Source organism: Allobosea sp. 05T422_2 (assembly GCF_056396265.1).
This window is the reverse complement of the sequence record NZ_JBFTLD010000129.1, coordinates 1-17,605: the sequence shown is the minus strand read 5'-3', so window position 1 is coordinate 17,605 and position 17,605 is coordinate 1. Positions and strand designations below refer to the sequence as shown.

Here is a 17,605-nt window from a genome sequence, read left to right as displayed (position 1 = left end):
CCTATGAACCTCGCGCAGCTCTGAAAACAGCACGTGGAGCGCAAACCAGATCGCGAGATTGAGAATGACGCCGACGACAGCCGCGGTGATCGCCGACAAGGCGGCGGACAGGGCTTTGTTGCTGCGCATCGTCTCCATGAAGGGCGCGCCGAGGAAGATCCAGAGAAAGCAGGGGACGAAGGTCACCCAGGTGGTGAGCAGGCCCCCGAGCGTGCCGGCAAGGAGGGGATGAAGCGAACCCGGTGCCCGATAGGCCCCCATGAAGCCCACAAACTGGGTGACCATGATCAGCGGACCGGGAGTCGTCTCGGCCATGCCGAGCCCGTCCAACATTTCGCCTGGCTTCAGCCAGCCAAAGTGCTCGACTGCCTGCTGCGCGACATAGGCGAGCACTGCGTAGGCGCCGCCGAATGTCACCATCGCCATCTTGGAAAAGAAGACCGCAATGTCAGCGAAGACATTGCCTGGCCCCAATAGGGCCAGCAGCCCGAGAACCGGCAGAATCCACAGAAGCAGACCAACCCCGGCGACCTTCAGCGACCAGCTGAGTGGCGGGCGAGCGTGAGCCGGAACCTCGTCGCCGGGCGCCGTATCGGCATCCGCGACCTGCGTGCCGCCGAGCCTGCCGTGCCCGTTGCCCGTCAGGAACGCTGTGAAGCCTGCGCGTCCGCCGATATAGCCAATCAGCCCTGCGGCCAGAATGACCAGTGGAAACGGCGCTTGAAAGAAGAAGAGCGCGACAAAGGCMGCGGCGGCGAGCCCGATCAGGACGTTGTTCTTGAGCGCGCGTCGCCCGATCCGGGAGACCGCCTCGAGCACGATGGCGAGGACCGCCGCCTTCAGGCCGAAGAAAAGCGCCTGGACCGCTCCGACATTGCCGAAGATCGCGTAGATCCAGCTCAGCGCCATGATGGCGATCGCACCCGGCAACACGAACAGGATTCCGGCGACCAGCCCGCCCTTGGTCTTGTGCAGGAGCCAGCCGATATAGATCGCCAATTGCTGCGCCTCGGGGCCGGGCAGCAGCGTGCAATAGTTGAGCGCATGCAGGAACCGGGTCTCGCCGATCCAGCGCTTCTCCTCGACAAGGATCCGGTGCATCACCGCGATCTGCCCGGCCGGGCCGCCAAAACTCAAGGCGGCCACACGCACCCAGACCCGCACCGCGTCCCCGAAGGAAATGCCATGATCCGGCCGGTCGCTCTTCGAGGCCGGCGTCGCGACATAGCTGTCCAGATTGGCCATGGCCCGGTCCTTCCGATCATCCGCGCTTGGAGCGGAAATACTGGTAGAGGTTGTCGAAGACGGCAGCGCCCTGCGCGATCCGCTCCTCATCGCCCGCGTTCGCCATGGCGACGCCGGCGATCAGGCTGGATATGCCTGTCGTTTCCTCGCGGCCGAACTTGCTGTCCTTGAGATCGATATCGTGGACGATCTCGGCGATGGCCTGCAGTGCCGGATCGCCTATGCCGGCACGGATCAGCAGCACTTCGAAGCTGCAGCGATCGCCCTCATGGGTGATCTCGCCTTCGAACATGTCAAAGCGCAGCTCGCCCGGTTTTGGGGCATAGCCCTTGCCCGCCACGAAGCGGATGACGGCATCGGGGTCGATGAAGCGGCGGATCAGCCAACTGCAGGCGATGCGATCGACATACACGTCGCGGCGCGTCGCCCAGGTTCGCCCCTTGAGCTCGGCGATCGGGTCTGCCCCCTTTGGTGGGTGCTTGCTCATGATCTTCTCCTCCGTGACCCGGGCTTCGAGCTCGGCGAGCAATCCTTCGACGGCAAGGCGGCCGGTGGCACCGAAGAAGTCGATCGATACGAGTTCGGTGAGGCGCTTGCGCATGCGGCCGAGCTGCGTGCGAGCGTCCGCGCGCTTCTCCGCACTCGCTTCGGTGTCGAGGCCAGCGCTGAGATCGCGGGCGTCCTTGGCGATGTCCGCGTAGTCGCTGTCACGCGCAGCATCGAACAAGGCTCTGACCTGTGCGTCCGACAGGCCATCGATGAGGCGCGCCTCGCACACCATCGCTTCGCCGCCGCCGTCGATGATCTCCTTCAAGAGCCACTCGAAATCCTCCTGCGTCTCGGCATCGGCCGGCAGCGCATAGACTGTGCTCTTGACCGCAACCGCACCGATACCTTGCAGCCGCCGCCAGATTTTCACCCGAAAATAGGCTGGCTTGGTCGGCAGTTGATGGATCAGAAGCAGCCAGCGCTGCTCTGTCCCGGTTTCGTCGCCGCTCATGAATTCACCGTCAGCGCAGCTCCTGGGCTCTGCCGGACGCTCGGGTTGGAGCTGATCGATAATCGCGCAGCAACGAGGCGGGCAATTTCAGCCGGTGCCTGGTCCGGGATGGCGAAGACGGAGCTCACATTGATCTCGCACAGCACATAGCTGTCTTCTCCCGACGCCGTGCGCGGTCCATAGAGGAAGTCGGCATCCCAGATGATCGGCAAGGAACCGGGCTCGATACCGAGCACCGCCATCATCTGCGGCGTCCAGTCAGCTTCCATCCTGATCCTCAGCGTCTGAAACGGCTCTGCCGAGGCGGGATGCATGATCCGGGGACCTGGCTGTGCCGCTTCTGAGTCCGCTCCTTCGGGCGGTGGTGGGATCAGCGCCTTGATGAACTGGTGGCCGAAGCCCACGACCTTGTCGCCACCCATGTAGCAACGGATCATGCCGTCCGGCAGCCGGGGCTGGAACGGCTGATCCACGATGCAGCCATCGGGCGCGAAATAGGCCTCGCAACGCGCCATGAAGTCCTCCAACGGGAGTTCTTCCGGCACGCTRCCGCGTCGCGCATGCAACACCCGAACCGCCGCCGCTCCACCGGGAAGCGGATCGATCCGTTCGACCTTCCACACACCCTGGCCCCCGTTGCCGCGATTCTGCTTCAGCACCCGCGGACCGGCCGTTTGCAGCTGCTCAGGGAATGCCTCGCGAAACGCCGCGTAGGATCCGTAGAGATGGGTGTCGGTKCCCCATCCGAGATGCTTCGTGCGATGCAGGACCTGCTTCACACCCATTTTGAGAATGACGTCGGGATGCGCACTCACCCAGGGGCCGCGTGTTGCGACGTCGCGCAGTATCGGGTCGAGCACTGCGCGTGTCCTCCCGTCATGGATCGGATCGACCCAAACGAGCACGCCGTCCACCCTCAGGAGTTGATCGCGGACCTCGTCCGCGAACTCCTCATCGAAGACCGCCGGTTCCGCGTGAATGCCAATCGCGGCGAGTTCCTCGAACACGCGATGAAAGCGGTTGTTCTGGGGTGTCGCCGCGCGTCGCCCCTCGCGGTCACCGCGCCAGACCACTGCCACTCCAGGCATCGCCATTTTCCCTCTCGTTTCCTCCGGGGCACACGTCCTCTGGGGACGCTTCAAGCTTGTCCGCGCTTGGCCGCGACCGCTCCGATGCCTTCTGCTGACGCCGGGTTTCCTCGGGAAACGGCCGCCGGCAGATGAATCAGGCCAACCAGCAATGCTCTGCCCCAGACTCCTCATCATTCATGAGCGTACCGTATCATCGAAATTATCAAGTGCAACAGTTGTATCAATTTTCATACAGGCGTAGCCTTCGGCCTCTCACGGACGCGCCGTGCTGCCGAACGAGGACGCCATGCCGCATCACATCATGCCGCTGCCATTCAAGCCGCCCCGGCTCGAAGGCCTGTCCGAGCGCCTGCTCGCGAGCCACTATGAGAACAACTATGGCGGCGCGGTTCGCCGCCTGAATGCGATCGAGAGCCGGCTTGATGCGCTCGATTGGGGCGCAGCGCCGGTCTTCGACATCAATGGGTTGAAGCGGGAGGAGTTGGTCGCCGCCAACTCGGCGATCCTGCACGAGATCTATTTCGACGGACTCGGAGGTTCGGGCGATGCCGGCGGTGGTCTTGCCACTGCGCTGGAACGCGACTTCGGAAGCGTCAGCGCGTGGMGGGCCCAGTTCACGGCCTGCGCCAAGGCACAGGCCGGCGGCTCGGGCTGGACTCTGCTCACCTGGTCGGAACGCCATGATCGGCTGACGATCCAATGGGCGGCTGACCACACGAACTGTCTTGCCGGCGGCGTGCCCATCCTGGCGCTCGACATGTACGAGCACGCCTATCACCTCGATTTCGGCGCGAGGGCCGGCGCCTATGTCGACGCATTCATGAAGAACATCCATTGGGAGCGGGTCGCTGCCCGTCATGGGCGCATCGTCGCCCAACAGGGGGGCTGGGCGAGGCCGGTCTCAACCAACGCTCATGCCGTCGCTCCGGAAGATCTGCGGGGCCGCATCGCCCGCGGCGACGATCTTGTCGTGCTCGACGTCTGCCTCGCCGAGGATCTGGCGAAGCGCAGCGACATGGTGCCAGGCGCTCTGATCCGGGCACCAGAGGCGATTGCCGACTGGGCCGACGAGCTGCCGAAGGACAAGCCGGTGGTCGTCTATTGCGTCTACGGGTTCCAGGTCAGTGGCGACGCCGTCGCCGAACTGCGACGGCGCGGCATCGACGCCAGCACTCTCTCCGGTGGCATCGCCGCATGGCACGCCATTGGCGCGCCCACCGTTGCTCTCACGCTCAACCAGAAGGAGATGAGGTCATGAAATGGGTCACTCGCGAACGCCCCGTCATCGACCGGATTGCCTGCCCCTGGCTGATCGCCCGCTTCATCGACAAGGAGTCAGAATTCTTGTTCGTGGCTCCCGATCAAGTGAAGAGCGTGGCCGCCCAGACGGGCGCAACGCCCTATGATGTGCCGGGTGTGGAATACACGCATGTCGGCGACGGGTGCAGCTTCGACACCTTCGTCTTGAAGCACGGCCTCGATCGCGATCCGGCCATCGTGACGATAGCCGCGATCGTGCGCGGCGCRGATACCGATCGGCACGATCTCACCCCTCAATCCGCGGGGTTGCTGGCGATCTCCATGGGATTACGGGACGTGACGCCCGACGACCATGAAGTGCTCAAGCACGGCTTCGTCATCTATGACGCGCTCTATGCCTGGGCTTCGCGTCGGAAGGCGGAAACGCATAGTTGGCCGCCGCCGATGAAGCCGACGGCAGCATAGCGCGCGCAAGGGGGGTATTGGGAAGGAGCCCTCCCATGAGGTCCTATCGCAGTCTGGTGCTCGCCATTCCGCTCGCGATGGCATCGGCTCAAGGCTCGGCGGAAACGATCACCTTCGGATCCCTGCCGCCGGGACCCTTGCCTGCGCAGTTCACATCGGCCCGGACGGGGGGAGGAGCGACCGGCACTTGGGCGGTCGTGATGGACGCTTCCGCCGAGGGCGACCGAGCTCTGGCGCAACTCAGCCAGGACAAGACGGACTATCGTTTCCCACTCGCCATCTACATGCCCGTTGTCCTTGGGGATGTCGAAGTCGCGATCCGTTTCCGGGCTATATCCGGTGCGGTCGATCGGGCGGCCGGCATCGCAGTCCGGCTCCGCGATGCCGATAACTACTATGTCGCCCGTGCGAACGCCCTGGAGCACAATGTGCGCTTCTACCGGGTCTGGAATGGCCGGCGCGAGGAGTTGCGCGGTGCGACGGTCAAGGTCTCGTCTTCGAACTGGCACAGCCTGACCCTGCATGCCGAGGGCAACCGCTTCCAGGTTTCGTTCGATGGAAAGCAACTGATCGACATTCGCGACGGTTCGATCAGTGCGCCGGGGCGCGTTGCGCTTTGGACAAAGGCCGACAGCGTGACGCATTTCGATCGGCTCGAGATCAAGCCCATCTTGACTGGGGCCAAGCCATGAGCGTCGTGGCTCCCCGACTGTCGGCGACGGCATAGGTCATGGCAATGCGGGGTCCGCAGGCGCCGCCAGGCATAGCGGCAGGGCTGCCGGACCAAGGCTCCATAACCATGTTGGTTTAGAGATAGTCTAAATAAATCAAAGACTAAGCCGCTTGCGAGCTGCGTCTCCMTGTGGAAGAAGCGCCGGTGCTGGTTGTCCGATGCGCCGGGGTGAGTTGAATCCATGACGGAAAATCCGTTCCACGAGGCGACGCTGGTCGCGCGCCGCTACCTGACGCCTGGCATGATCAGGCTGACCTTTTCCGGCGGCGGCCTGACGCGCTTTCGCTCGACCGGGATCCCGGATGAATATATCCGCCTGTTCTTCCCCGATCCCGGCACCGGCGAACTCGTCCTGCCGACGATCGATGCCGAGGGGCGCTGGGTCTTCCCGGAAGAGCGCCAGCGCGTCCGCTATTCCACCTATACTGTCCGGAGCTTCGATAGCGCGCGCTGCGAACTCGAGATCGACCTCGTGGTTCATGATGGCGGCAAGGCCAGCGACTGGGCTCGCGATGCCGAGATCGGCGAGCGGATCGTGATCAACAATCCGCGCGGGCTCTATGCCCGGCCGGACGCGCTGGACCGGCAGATCCTGATCGCGGATGCCACCGGCCTGCCGGCGGTCGCGCGGATTCTCGAACAGACGCCGGAGCATGTCGCGAGCCGGGTCTTCATCGAGGTGGCGGATGAAACCCACGAGCAGCCCTTGCCGGACCATCCCCTGGCGACAACGACCTGGTTCCATTGTCCCGATGGCGACACGGATCGCAGCCGCCTCACCGACCTGCTGGCCTCGGAGCCGCTCGACGACGGACGGACCTATCTCTGGGCTGCGGCCGAGAAAACCGTCGTCAGGACATTGCGCGCCCAGTCCGAGGAGCTGAAACAATCKGGCGCCGAGCGCCAGAAAATCGTGGCCTATTGGGCGCGCTGAGCAGCGGCTGGAGCAGTGGATTGCGGTTTTCGGGAGGGCCGATGATCCAGCATTGAAGCGGGCCTTGCGGTGCCGGGACGATCGAGCGCTCGCGATGATCTCGTGAGCGGTGGGCGGACGCCAGCCCTGTCCGATGAGTATCGGGTCGATTGGGAGGTGACGCCGGCCCGATGACGCGCTCGACCGGCCAATCTCTTTGCCGCGAGGAGTCCGTTTACGAGGAACCTCCAGCTCTCCCGGCGGTTCTCCGGCGAGAAGCAACAGGAGGTCGTCATGCGTGATGGACGCGGAAACAAGCTGTCGCCGGAAGAACAACAGAAAGTGAAGTCGATCCAGGGCGCGCCGGACAAGGATTCCCTGAACAAAGTCTCGATCAATCCAGAGGTCAGGGATACGGGGTCTGCCGACAAACCGGATCCTAAGCCGGGCGAGAAGACTGCCATTGGCGGCGCCGAATAGATGCGCTCCTTCTTCTGTGTCGCATGCCACTCCGATGCGACGCGCGAGGAAGCCGCAACGCATCGGCCGCGACCGTAGCGCTGCTGAATGACGGCCGCAGTCGCCTGGGAGTAGAGATAGGGGGTGCCCGGCGCCTCCTATGCCCGCCGCGGCGCTTTCGATCGGATAGCGCAACGGGAGTGGCGGCCGTGAAGAGACAGATCATCCGTGTCGAGCCGCTCGCGAGCTATCTTGAAAGGTACAAGGCGCCGACATCGACGGTCACCAGGCACGGCGATACGATCTATGTATCCGGCGCGCCGCCATTCGATCCGGAGACAGGCGAGATCTATACGGGCGGGATCGAGCGCCAGACGGAAGCTCTGCGTCGAGAAGGCGGGCTCCTCCCTCGACGACGTCCTGAAGGTCAATGTCTACGTCACCTCGGTCGAGATGTTCCCCGCGGTCAACGAGGTCTATCGCCGCTTCTTCCCCGGGGATCCGCCAGCCCGCATCTTCATCAACGTCCCGGCCTGGAATGGCGGCTTCGATATCGAGATGGATTGCATCGCCGCCGTGTGATGCGAGGAGCGCGGTCCCAGGAGCGGGGTCCCAGGAGAAGCCGATGTTCTCTGTGATCTTCGAAGTGCATCCGGCGCCGGAGCAATGGGATGCCTATCTCGGCGTGGCCAGATCGCTGCGGCCCGAACTGGAGGCGGTGGACGGGTTCGTCGACAATATCCGCTATCGCAGCATGACCCGCGAGGGCTGGCTGCTCTCGCTCTCGGGCTGGCGTGACGAGAAGGCAGTGGTCCGCTGGCGCACGACGATGCGCCACCACTTCGCGCAGGAGAAGGGTCGGTCCGGCATCTTCCTCGACTACCACCTGCGTGTCGGCGAGATCACGCGGGACACGCAGATCCCGGAAGGCCAGACGCTTCGGCAGCAGCGCCTCGACGAGACGCAAGCCGGCGAGGGGACGACCGTTACGCTGGTGACGGGCCCCAGGCCGGGGAATTGCGGCGAGGGGGCCGGCGCGGCCGAGTGCGCGGCGTCTCTCGGCCTGCTCCCGCAAGCCGATGGCCTGCTGTCATGGGATGTGTTCGACGCGGTGCTGACGCCGGGAGACCTGATCCTGCTGCTGTCCTGGCACGACGAGGTGGCGGCGAAGCGCTTTGAGGACCAGGCATTGCGCGGAGCACAGAGGCTGCGCCATGTGCGTGTCGTGCGCGACTACGGCATGTTCGACAGGCGCGAGGCCCCGCAATACTATCCCGAGGTCGATGCTCGGCAGCGTGGCGGATAGGACGCCGCGCCATGTCGCGACTTCGGCTGCTCGCAGCCACGGCACGGCAGGCTGCGTCCCCCGGCGGATGGCGCCTCGGCGCCCGGGGTCAGAGCAGCCCCTTCAGGCGGCAGAGGCCAAGGGCTGCGATGCTCATCGCGTCCTTGATCCGGCCATCCCCTACCATGGCGATGACGGCTTCAAGGGCAAAGGCCTGGCTGATCAGCCCCTGCTCCTCGGGATCGAGCTTCGTTTCCGTCGCCTGCAGATCGCGCGCGATGAAGATGTGGCAGCCTTGCGTCGAATAGCCGTAACACTCGAAGAGATGCCCGACATAGTGCATCTCCCTGGCCAGGAGGCCGGTCTCCTCCTCGAGTTCGCCGCGCGCCAGATCGAGAGGATCGGCCGTGGCGACGCCCTCCCAGGAGCCTTGCGGGAATTCCCAGAACCGGCCCTTCACCGGGTATCGGTACTGTTCGACAAGGCAGAGCGAGCCATCGGCATTGACGGGGATGACCAGTGCGAAGTCGCTCTTCTCGACGACGCCATAGATGCCCGTGGAGCCGTCGCTGCGTTGGATCTTGTCTTCCCTGACGGTCATCCACCGGTTCTGGTAGACAACGCGGGTTGAAAGCGCCGTGATCTCGCAAACCGGGCTCTCCATTTCGATCTCCTCCGACATACCCGCCACTGCCTCATCCCCACGCGCCAGCCTCAGCGACGCCATCTCCCTATATCCCTGCCGCGACAGCCAGTCGCGAAATCGCCTGATCAGGCACGCCCCGCCTCCTGGCTGGGTTCAAGATGGGGTTGCATCGCCAGGCGCCTCTTGTTGCGGCCTCGCAGTTCCGGTCTTCATCAGGCTTTCCGCATAGGAGCGGATATCCGGTGGCCAGGCCCGGTTCTGCTCGGCAAAGCGCGCGTGATCCCCGGCGAACAGGGCGCGCGTCGCCTCCTCGAAACCCGGAAGGTCGCCGGCCATTGCCGCGATGAAGCTGTAGGTCGCCGTCTGCGCGGCGCGGGCTTCGCTTCGGCCGCCATCGCCGCGTCTCGCGTCGTCCACAAGCCTGCGCAAGGCCTGCGACGCGCCGCCGGGCTGCATCGCCAGCCAGTCCCAGTGCCGGGGGCAGTAATGTCACCTCCCGGGCGACGACGCCGAGTTTCGGCCGGCCGCGGCCCCGCTCCGGCGTCCCGTCGCTCGCCTCGGACCGGGGGACCGCTCGCGCGGCGCGATCCGCCGCCTCGGCGCGCTCAGCCAGGCGCGCCACGATCTCCGCGGTTTCGCCGCGCAGATTGAGGCCGACCACGGCGCCGGTCGCATCGTCGAAGGTGAGAAAGGCCGAAGCGGGATCGGCTTCCATCGCCGCCTTCACGGCCAGCGCGACATCGATCAGCGGGCCAGCGGCGATGCGGCTCGTTCCCTGGAAGGCGGTGCAGGACTTGGACAGAAAATCACTGATGACGGGCTCTCTGATGATGAGTTTATATTACCCGGGTAAATATCTTGATGAAAATATAATCCGGGTATAAATTGTGCCGATGGCCAGGCGATAGCCGGAGAGCTGGCGCAACGGGGAGAGTGGGTCGTGAAATCTGAGGAGCGGAAAGCAGCCGTCGCGGCCTATAAGCTGCGCAAGGCGGTTCCCGGCATCTATGTCGTGGCCTGCGCGACAACCGGCCAGCAATGGGYGGGCAGCGCGCCAGATCTCGCCACGATCTGGAACCGCCTGTCGTTAACGCTTCGCCAGGGCGCCAACACGCATCGCTCCCTCCAGGCGGCATGGCGGGAGCACGGCGCCGACAGCTTCACCTTCGAGATCGTCGAGCGGGTGGATATCGAGAAACTTGTCTCCGGCCTGGATCGTGTTCTGAAGGATCGGCTGGGCCATTGGTCCGAGACGCTTCAGGCCGAGCCAATCTGAAAGCGATCCGCGCTGCGCCCCGGACGATCGGTTCGGCGTCTGGGGCCTCAGCTCGCGAGCTTGGCCAGCGGAATTCGCAGGGAAAGGGAAAGCCCATCGTCTTTCCACTCTCGCGAAATCACCCCGCTCATGCCCCTCAGCAGTGCCTTTTCAAGCGTTGCTCCGAAGCCCTCGTGCAACCCGGATCTGGCCTGGGGAGAGGCTCCGCACTCGTCCCATTTCACATGGAGAAGGCCGTCGGTGGCGCTGATATCGATGGTCAATCGCCCCCCAGGGGTGGACAGGGCGCCATATTTCGCGGCGTTCGTCGTCAACTCGTGCAGCAATAGGGCCAGCGACGACAATACATTACCGGAGAGCTCCACGTCGGCACCGGTCACCGTGATGCGCGAGTCCTGACTGTGCTCGTGAGGCGCCAGGATCGCCCGCGTCAGGGCGAGAACCGTCGTCCCGGCTTCGCAGACGCCATTCTGGCTCAGGTCGGGCAGGGTGAGGTCGTGGGCACGACCGAGCGCCTGCAGTCGCGATGTCAGATCGGCGGCGAGCTCCTGGACGTTCCTGGACGATCTCGCACTGAGGGAGATCAGTCCTGCCGTCAGGCTGAAGAGATTCTTGATGCGGTGATTGACCTCGCGCAGAAGCACGTCCTGCTGCGCCCGCGCATGCTCATGCAGGCTGATATCCTGCGTCAGGGTGAGCAGGAACGCGTCCTTGCGATGCCCGGCCTCTTCTAGGGCCTTGGCCTGCGCCGCCAGTTCGTCTCGCTGTACCGCGATCTGTTGCCGCTGCCGGTACAGTTCGAAGAAGACCTCGGCCTTGCTGCGCAGGATGTCGGGCTCGATCGGTTTTTGGATGAAATCGACCGCGCCGGCCTCGTAGCCGCGAAAGCGGCGGCGACCATCGGCGGTGCCGGCGGTGACGAAGATGATCGGGATGCGTCGGGTTCGCTCGTTGCCGCGCATCAGTTCGGCCAGTTCGAAACCATTCAGGCCCGGCATCTGGACGTCCACGAGTGCCAACGCGACGTCGTTCTCGAGCAGCAGTTCAAGCGCCTCGTCGCCCGACCGCGCCTTCAGCAGCACGAGGCCTTCGCGCCGCAAAAGGCCTTCCAGGGAGACGAGGTTGTCCTCGAGGTCGTCGACCAGCAGGAATGAGACAGGACCCATGATCGAACTCAAATCTCCTGTAAATGCGCCGCGATGGCGTCGAGTGTCATGATGTGTGCGCTGGGGCAGGCTGCGATGGCCGCTTCGGGCATCGCAGCTGCAAAGGCGCCGGTCGGGTTTTGAACGAGCGCGGTGCCGCCCGCTTTGACAATGGCCTGCATCCCGTTCGCACCATCCTGATTGGCGCCAGTCAGTACGATGGCGATCAGGGCAGGGCCGTAGGCATCGGCCGCGCTTTCGAACAGGACATCGATCGAGGGGCGCGAAAACAGCACGGGTTCGTCGCTGGACAGCGACAGGCACCGATCCATCTCGACCAGGAGATGGTAGTCGGGCGGGGCGAAATAGATCGTGCCGGCCGCGATCGGTTCCTTGTCTTCGGCCTCGCGAACAGGAATCCGGCACTTGGCGTCGAACAGCTCGGCCAGCATGCTGCGCCGGTTCGGCGGCACATGGACGACCACGATCACCGGCAATCGAAATCCGGCAGGCAGCGCGGGAAGGATCACGGACARCGCCTCCAGCGCCCCTGCGGAGGCGCCGATCACCACGGCCTCGGCTCGGTCCGCGCTCATTCGCCGCGCCTCTGATAGATCTTGTCCTCGCGTACGAAATCCGTGAAGGCCCCCGCATGCTCGGAGAAGCGCAGGCTCTCCTTGGCGCCGAGCCCGAGGAAGCCCTTTCGTGCGAGCGAGTCCTTGAACAGGCCCAGCGCCCGGTCCTGGAAGGTGCGATCGAAATAGATCAGGACGTTACGGCACGAGATCAGCTGCATCTCGGCGAAGACCGCGTCCGTCACCAGGCTATGGTCGGAAAACACGACATTGCGGCGCAGACTCTTGTCGAACGAAACCCTGCCATAGGCGGCATGATAATAGTCGGACAGGGATGATTTTCCCCCGGACTGGCGATGATTTTCAGTGAACAGCGGCACCCGCTCCATGGCGAAGACGCCAGCCTCGGCCGAACGGAGCGCCTCCTGGTTGATGTCGGTGGCATAGAACAGCGTGCGGTCCTCCAGGCCTTCTTCCCGGAACAGGATGACCAGGGAATAGAGCTCCTCGCCGCCGCTGCAGCCGGCGATCCAGACCTTGAGCGAGGGATAGGTCCGCAGATGCGGCACGACCTTTTCCCGGATCGCGCGAAAATAGGTCGGATCGCGGAACATCTCGCTGACCTGAACCGTCAGGTATCCGAGAAGCCGCGGCAGAACGGCCGCGTCATGCAGCAGGCTCTCCTGCAACGCCGAAAAACTGGCGAAGCCGAGCTGGTCCCGCGCCTGCTTGAGGCGGCGCTTGATCGAAGCCATCGCGTAATTGCGGAAATCATAATGATACCGCGAGTATAGCGCCTCGAGGAGAAGTCGTATCTCAATCGCTTCGATCGCCTCGGATGCGAGCGCCTCCTTCATCGCGGCATCCAGACCCGCACGAGCGACAGGAGCTTTTCGACATCCAGGGGCTTGGCCATGTAGTCATTGGCCCCTGCCTCGATGCAGCGCTGCTGATCGTCGGGCATGGCCTTTGCCGTCAGCKYGATGACCGGCAGCTTGACCAGGTCCGGGTTCCTGCGGATCTCGCGCGTGGCGGTGAGCCCGTCCATGACCGGCATCATCACGTCCATGAGGACGAGCTCGATCCTGGGGCCGGATTGCTTCTCGGATCGTTCGAGCGCCTCCAGGGCCTCGCGGCCGTTGCGGGCGATCTCGACGATCGCCCCCCGGGGTTCGAGGATGTTGGTCAGCGCATAGACGTTGCGCACGTCGTCCTCGACGACAAGGATGCGCCGCCCCTCGAGCAGGGCATCCCTGCTTCGCGCCTTGCGGATCATCTTCTGCTGCTCGGCCGGCAGTTGGGAGACCACCTGGTGAAGGAAGAGGCTGACCTCGTCGAGCAGGCGCTCGGGCGATTTCGCACCCTTGATGATGATCGATTTCGAGTAGCGGCGGAGCCGCTGCTCGTCATCCGCCGAGAGGTCCCGGCCGGTATAGACGATGACCGGTGGAAAGGCGTAGGCGCTCTCCTGGCTCAGCGTCTCCAGCAGCGAATAGCCGGACGCATCGGGCAGCGACAGGTCGAGCACCATGCAATCGAATGTCTCTTCCTTGAGGAGCTTGAGGCATTCGGCTGCGGTCCCTGCGGTCACGGTCTCGACATCATGGGAGGTCAGCAGCTTTGCGACCGCCTCGCGTTGCACCAGGTCGTCCTCGACGATGAGGACGCGATGCACCCGCGGGGACAGCTTGTTCTCTAGCTTCTCGAAAACCTCGACCAGCTGCTCGCGCTTGACCGGCTTGAGCACATATCCGACCGCGCCCAGCGCGAGCGCGGTTTCGGCGTGATCTCCAGCCGAGACGATGTGAATCGGAATATGGCGGGTCTGGACGTCGCTCTTGAGCCGGTCCAGCACGGAAAGGCCGGACTGGTCGGGCAGGCCGACATCGAGGATGATTGCGCTCGGCATGAACTCCCGGGCCAGCCCCAGGGCCTCCGCGGCGGTTCCCGCGACCAGCGAACGGAATCCCATTTCGCGCGTGAGATCGCGCAGGATGGCGGCGAAGGAATCGTCGTCCTCGATCACGAGCAGGACGCGCTTGGCATCGGATGGCGCGTCGCGGTCGTCCTCCACCTTGTGCCTGCGTGGCTGCACCGCGGCCCGGGGCGCCTCCGCATTCACGAGCGTGGGCACGGCGCGAATGGTTTCGCGCGCCACCCGGGGGCCGACCTTCGCCGGGTCATAGATTTCGGGAATGGTGATGGTGAAGGTGCTTCCCTGTCCCTCGCGGCTCTTGAGCGTGATCGAGCCGCCGAGCAGGTGGGCGAGCTGTCGCGAGATCGAAAGGCCGAGGCCGGTGCCCCCATATTTGCGGCTGATGGTGCCATCGGCCTGATGAAACGCTTCGAAGACGCTGCGCTGCTGCTCCTCGGCGATGCCGATGCCGGTGTCCGATACGGAGAGGGCGATCTGCCCTTCGCCGGCCCGCTGGATCGAGACGCGGACCTGTCCGCGTTCCGTGAACTTGAAGGCGTTGGACAGGAGATTTTTCAGAACCTGTTCCAGCCGTTGCGGATCGGTTTCGATGCTCGCGGGGCAGTCCGCCGCCACGTCGACCAGAAAATCCAGCGTCTTGCCCTGGGCGACGGGCTGAAACAGCTGCCGAAGATTGCCGGTCAACCGCTCCAGGGAAACGGTTTCGGGCCTGATCTCCACATGGCCGGCCTCGATCTTCGAAAGATCGAGGATGTCGTTGATCAGGTTCAGCAGGTCATTGCCGGAGGACTGGATCGTCTGGGCATATTTGACCTGCTCCTCGCTCAGGTTCTCGTCGGGATTATCCGCCAGGAGCTTGGCCAGGATCAGCGATGAATTGAGCGGCGTGCGCAGCTCGTGCGACATGTTGGCAAGAAAGTCCGACTTGTAGCGGCTCGCCTGCTCCACCTCCCGCGCCTTGACCTGCATGGCCGCATTGACCTGTTCCAGATCGTCGCGCTGCGTCTCCAGCTGCTGGGTCTGCTCCTCCAGCTGCGAATTGGTCTGTTCGAGCTCGGCCTGCTGCTGCTCAAGCCGCATCTGCGACTCCTTGAGCGCCCGGCCTTGCTCCTCCAGTTCCTCGTTCGAGACGCGCAATTCCTCGCTCTGGGTCTGCAATTCCTCCGATTGGCGCTGCGTCTCCTCGAGCAGGTCCTGGAGCTCGCCGCGATACTTGGCCGAACGGACTGCGATCGCCACCGCGTTGGAGGCGAACTGCAGCAGCTTCATGACTCCGTCGTCGACCGGGCGCAGGAACCCAAGCTCGATCACGGCATTGACGGTTCCGTCGACGGTGGCGGGCAGGATGACGAGATGTTTCGGCTTGTCCTGTCCCAGGGCGGAGCCGAAGGCGAGGTAGCCGTCGGGAACCTCGCCGATCAGCATGGGCCGCTTCTCGCTCGCCGCCTGGCCCAGCAAGCCTTCCCTCAGCTTGAACTGCGTGACAATCGGGGCGTCCTCGGGAATGCCATAGGTCGCTGCGCGCCGGAAAACCGTGCGATCGACGACGAAGAGCGCTCCTGCGACTGCGCCGAGATACTGCGCCAGAAATGCGAGAATGCTGTTTCCGAGCTGCTCGGCCTGCGGATCGCCCATCATGGCGGCGGCCAGGCCGACCTGGCCTGATTGAAGCCACTCCTCCTGCCTGCGGGCGAGCGTTGCCCTGCGGACCAGAAAGYCGATGGTCAGCGTCAGGAGTAACCCGAGCAGCCCTGAAAGGAGGCCGCTCACCAGCGCGGTCTTCTGGGCGTCGGCCATTTCAACGAGGCGCTTCGCGCGCGTTTCTCCCTCTTCCTGGGAGATCGCGGCAATCTGCGAGCGGATGGCGTCCATGGCCAGTTTTCCGCGGTCCGAGCTGACGACGGCCATCGCGGCGTCGATCCCTTGGACTCGCCGCAGCTCGATCGTTTCCTTGAGTTCTGCGAGTTTGCTGCCGACCTGTCGTCTCAGCGCAGCGATCCGCGGGCCCTGTGACGGATTTTCGCGGGTTCRCTCCGAGATCTCGTCGAGCTGGGCTGGAATCGCCGATACGGCGGCATTGTAGGGGGCGAGATAGCGTTCATCGCCTGTCAGGAGGAAGCCGCGCTGGCCTGTTTCGGCGTCTTGCGCCTGGGRCATCAATCGCTCGAGCGCGACGATGACCTGATGGGTCTGAATGACCCGTTCGCTCCCGTTGCGCAGGGCCTGCAGATTGAGAAAGGCTACGATTCCGCTGATCAGGAAAAATGCGATCGCGCCGGCAAGGCCGAGCGCGACGACAGGCTCGAGGCCCAAAGTTCGCCTGGAGGCCCCGGGCAGGTGGCTTCGTTTCATTTATGCTCTCATCAGCCAGCAAGACCTGGCTGACCGCCATAGCGGAGCCGCCCGGTTGTCTCCATCCCGACACGATTTCGGTGGCCGCGACATATGCGGTCGCTGCCTGTGCGCGTTGTCGTCTTCCATCTCCATGCGGTTGGCTATCCCGCCCCCTGGAAAGTTGGCCTCAAAACTGGATTGCGGTTTTCGGTGCAAAGCCGGCCCTAACCCAGACGTCGCATCATCCGACCGGATACGAACCCGGTCCGGTGATCTACGCAGCAGCGCGCAACGCTGCCTCGATCTGGCTTGGCCGGAATGGCTTGGCGATGAAGCGCGCGCGCTCGGGCAATGCGCCTCGACCCGGCATCACTTGTCCGGACACCACGATGATCTCGACCGGCGGCCAGCGGTCCCTGACCGCATGTGCAAGCCGGACGCCATTCATCGAGCCKGGCATCTCGATATCGGTGATCATGATCTCGATCGCCGGATTGGCTTCGATCTGGCTGATGGCCTCGTCGGCATTTGCGGCCTCGATCGCTTCGAAGCCGGCATCCTCGACGGTATCGACGGTATCCATACGAATGAAAGTGTCATCTTCGACGACGAGAACGCATTTTCTCACGACTGGGCTCCGGCTGTTCCCAGCCACAACGCATCGGGCGCGGCTTTGTTCGCCGCGCCTTGCGATTTTTTTTCAGCCTCTCTGCGTGACTTTGAGATCGTCTCGCGGGAGGGGCTCATGGATCGGCCCCGCCCCTTGCCGGAGCGGGCCTCGGTCCAGCGGAGTCTGGGGTGTCAGGCTTCGCGACTCCGCGAAGGGTCAGTCGATCACCTGAATGATGCGGCGCGTGCGCGGCTCGACCACGACGGCGCGCTCGTTCACCACGGTGTAGCGATAGCCCGGCGCGCCATATTCGGCCGGAACCTCGCGATAGACGATGCCCTCATCCGGCAGGATCGTTCCCACCACGACCGGGCGGCCATAGCTATAGGACGGCAGGCGCTGCTCGATCACATAGGTCCGGAAGCGCGGCGAGTCGTCGATCATCGTGCCGCCGGCAGGATCGCGCCTCAGCGGAACCTCGACCGTCCCGACGCCGAGCGCCGGATCGCGGGTCGTGCCGCCGGCCGGGTCGGGAATGACCGGCCCGCTGCTCTGGGCGAAAACGGAGGCGGGCAGTACGGCGAGCGCCGCAGCGAATGCAAGTGTCTTCATCATCTGTTGGTCTCCCTGAC

Annotated in this window: 17 protein-coding genes and 2 pseudogenes; 8 read left to right on the top strand and 11 right to left on the bottom strand. The window is 64.3% G+C overall.

Translation table 11 applies throughout. The features are described 5' to 3' along the window. From chrA to AC1DJT_RS21075, 3 genes are all read right to left on the bottom strand, one after another. Positions 1-1,245 (bottom strand): chromate efflux transporter (gene chrA, locus AC1DJT_RS21085; protein WP_476834797.1); only part of this gene is annotated, 1,245 nt, incomplete at its 3' end. Between the two features lie 16 nt (positions 1,246-1,261). Beyond that, positions 1,262-2,245: a chromate resistance protein ChrB domain-containing protein gene (locus AC1DJT_RS21080; protein WP_476832451.1), complete on the bottom strand. Its 984-nt coding sequence runs from the start codon at positions 2,243-2,245 to the stop codon at positions 1,262-1,264. After that, complete coding sequence (locus tag AC1DJT_RS21075; protein WP_476769859.1) at positions 2,242-3,339, bottom strand: Cj0069 family protein; 1,098 nt, start codon at positions 3,337-3,339, stop codon at positions 2,242-2,244. The genes AC1DJT_RS21080 and AC1DJT_RS21075 overlap by 4 nt, the downstream gene beginning before the upstream one ends. Before the next feature lie 283 nt (positions 3,340-3,622). On the opposite strand from AC1DJT_RS21075, the gene AC1DJT_RS21070 reads away from it, so the two are divergent. The 7 genes and pseudogenes from AC1DJT_RS21070 (at position 3,623) to AC1DJT_RS21040 (ending at position 8,472) form a co-directional block, all read left to right on the top strand. Then, entirely contained in the window at positions 3,623-4,594 is a 972-nt protein-coding gene (locus AC1DJT_RS21070; RefSeq protein WP_441491125.1) for a Fe-Mn family superoxide dismutase, read from the top strand. Continuing rightward, positions 4,591-5,061 (top strand): chromate resistance protein ChrB domain-containing protein, encoded by a 471-nt coding sequence (locus tag AC1DJT_RS21065; protein WP_476769857.1) that lies wholly within the window; start codon positions 4,591-4,593, stop codon positions 5,059-5,061. Before AC1DJT_RS21070 ends, AC1DJT_RS21065 begins: the two co-directional genes overlap by 4 nt. Positions 5,062-5,096: 35 nt before the next feature. Beyond that, positions 5,097-5,753, top strand: coding sequence for a hypothetical protein (locus AC1DJT_RS21060; protein ID WP_476769856.1), 657 nt, complete (start codon positions 5,097-5,099; stop codon positions 5,751-5,753). Between the two features lie 222 nt (positions 5,754-5,975). After that, a complete protein-coding gene (locus tag AC1DJT_RS21055; protein WP_476769855.1) occupies positions 5,976-6,728 on the top strand; it encodes a siderophore-interacting protein in 753 nt (250 codons plus the stop codon). A 273-nt stretch (positions 6,729-7,001) separates the two neighbouring features. Continuing rightward, the gene (locus AC1DJT_RS21050) at positions 7,002-7,187 is read left to right on the top strand and encodes a hypothetical protein (protein WP_441491129.1); all 186 of its coding nucleotides are present in this window, start codon (positions 7,002-7,004) and stop codon (positions 7,185-7,187) included. 188 nt (positions 7,188-7,375) lie between these two features. Further along, positions 7,376-7,748 (top strand): annotated as a pseudogene (locus AC1DJT_RS21045) (RidA family protein). A 43-nt stretch (positions 7,749-7,791) separates the two neighbouring features. Further along, positions 7,792-8,472 (top strand): antibiotic biosynthesis monooxygenase family protein, encoded by a 681-nt coding sequence (locus AC1DJT_RS21040; RefSeq protein ID WP_476769854.1) that lies wholly within the window; start codon positions 7,792-7,794, stop codon positions 8,470-8,472. 88 nt (positions 8,473-8,560) lie between these two features. Here the strand turns inward: AC1DJT_RS21040 and AC1DJT_RS21035 are convergent, their stop codons facing one another. Continuing rightward, positions 8,561-9,178, bottom strand: a complete 618-nt coding sequence (locus tag AC1DJT_RS21035; RefSeq protein WP_441506711.1) for an NUDIX domain-containing protein — start codon at positions 9,176-9,178, stop codon at positions 8,561-8,563. Positions 9,179-9,250: 72 nt separating this feature from the next. Further along, positions 9,251-9,911, bottom strand: a pseudogene (locus AC1DJT_RS21030) (DUF2239 family protein). A gap of 126 nt (positions 9,912-10,037) precedes the next feature. Between AC1DJT_RS21030 and AC1DJT_RS21025 the strand changes: the two are divergent. Further along, positions 10,038-10,373: a GIY-YIG nuclease family protein gene (locus AC1DJT_RS21025; RefSeq protein ID WP_476834796.1), complete on the top strand. Its 336-nt coding sequence runs from the start codon at positions 10,038-10,040 to the stop codon at positions 10,371-10,373. A 47-nt stretch (positions 10,374-10,420) separates the two neighbouring features. Here the strand turns inward: AC1DJT_RS21025 and AC1DJT_RS21020 are convergent, their stop codons facing one another. The 6 genes from AC1DJT_RS21020 to AC1DJT_RS20995 all read right to left on the bottom strand — a co-directional run. Then, positions 10,421-11,539, bottom strand: coding sequence for a response regulator (locus AC1DJT_RS21020; protein ID WP_441506713.1), 1,119 nt, complete (start codon positions 11,537-11,539; stop codon positions 10,421-10,423). 8 nt (positions 11,540-11,547) lie between these two features. After that, entirely contained in the window at positions 11,548-12,114 is a 567-nt protein-coding gene (locus AC1DJT_RS21015; protein WP_441506714.1) for a chemotaxis protein CheB, read from the bottom strand. Further along, entirely contained in the window at positions 12,111-12,950 is an 840-nt protein-coding gene (locus AC1DJT_RS21010) for a CheR family methyltransferase (RefSeq protein WP_441506715.1), read from the bottom strand. The genes AC1DJT_RS21015 and AC1DJT_RS21010 overlap by 4 nt, the downstream gene beginning before the upstream one ends. Then, positions 12,947-16,381: a response regulator gene (locus AC1DJT_RS21005; RefSeq protein WP_476834795.1), complete on the bottom strand. Its 3,435-nt coding sequence runs from the start codon at positions 16,379-16,381 to the stop codon at positions 12,947-12,949. Before AC1DJT_RS21005 ends, AC1DJT_RS21010 begins: the two co-directional genes overlap by 4 nt. A gap of 256 nt (positions 16,382-16,637) precedes the next feature. Further along, positions 16,638-16,991 carry a response regulator gene (locus AC1DJT_RS21000; RefSeq protein ID WP_441506717.1) on the bottom strand — a complete coding sequence of 118 codons (354 nt, stop codon included), beginning with the start codon at positions 16,989-16,991 and terminating at the stop codon, positions 16,638-16,640. Between the two features lie 198 nt (positions 16,992-17,189). After that, positions 17,190-17,605: DUF1236 domain-containing protein (locus AC1DJT_RS20995; protein WP_476834794.1), on the bottom strand; the 416-nt coding region annotated here is incomplete at its 5' end.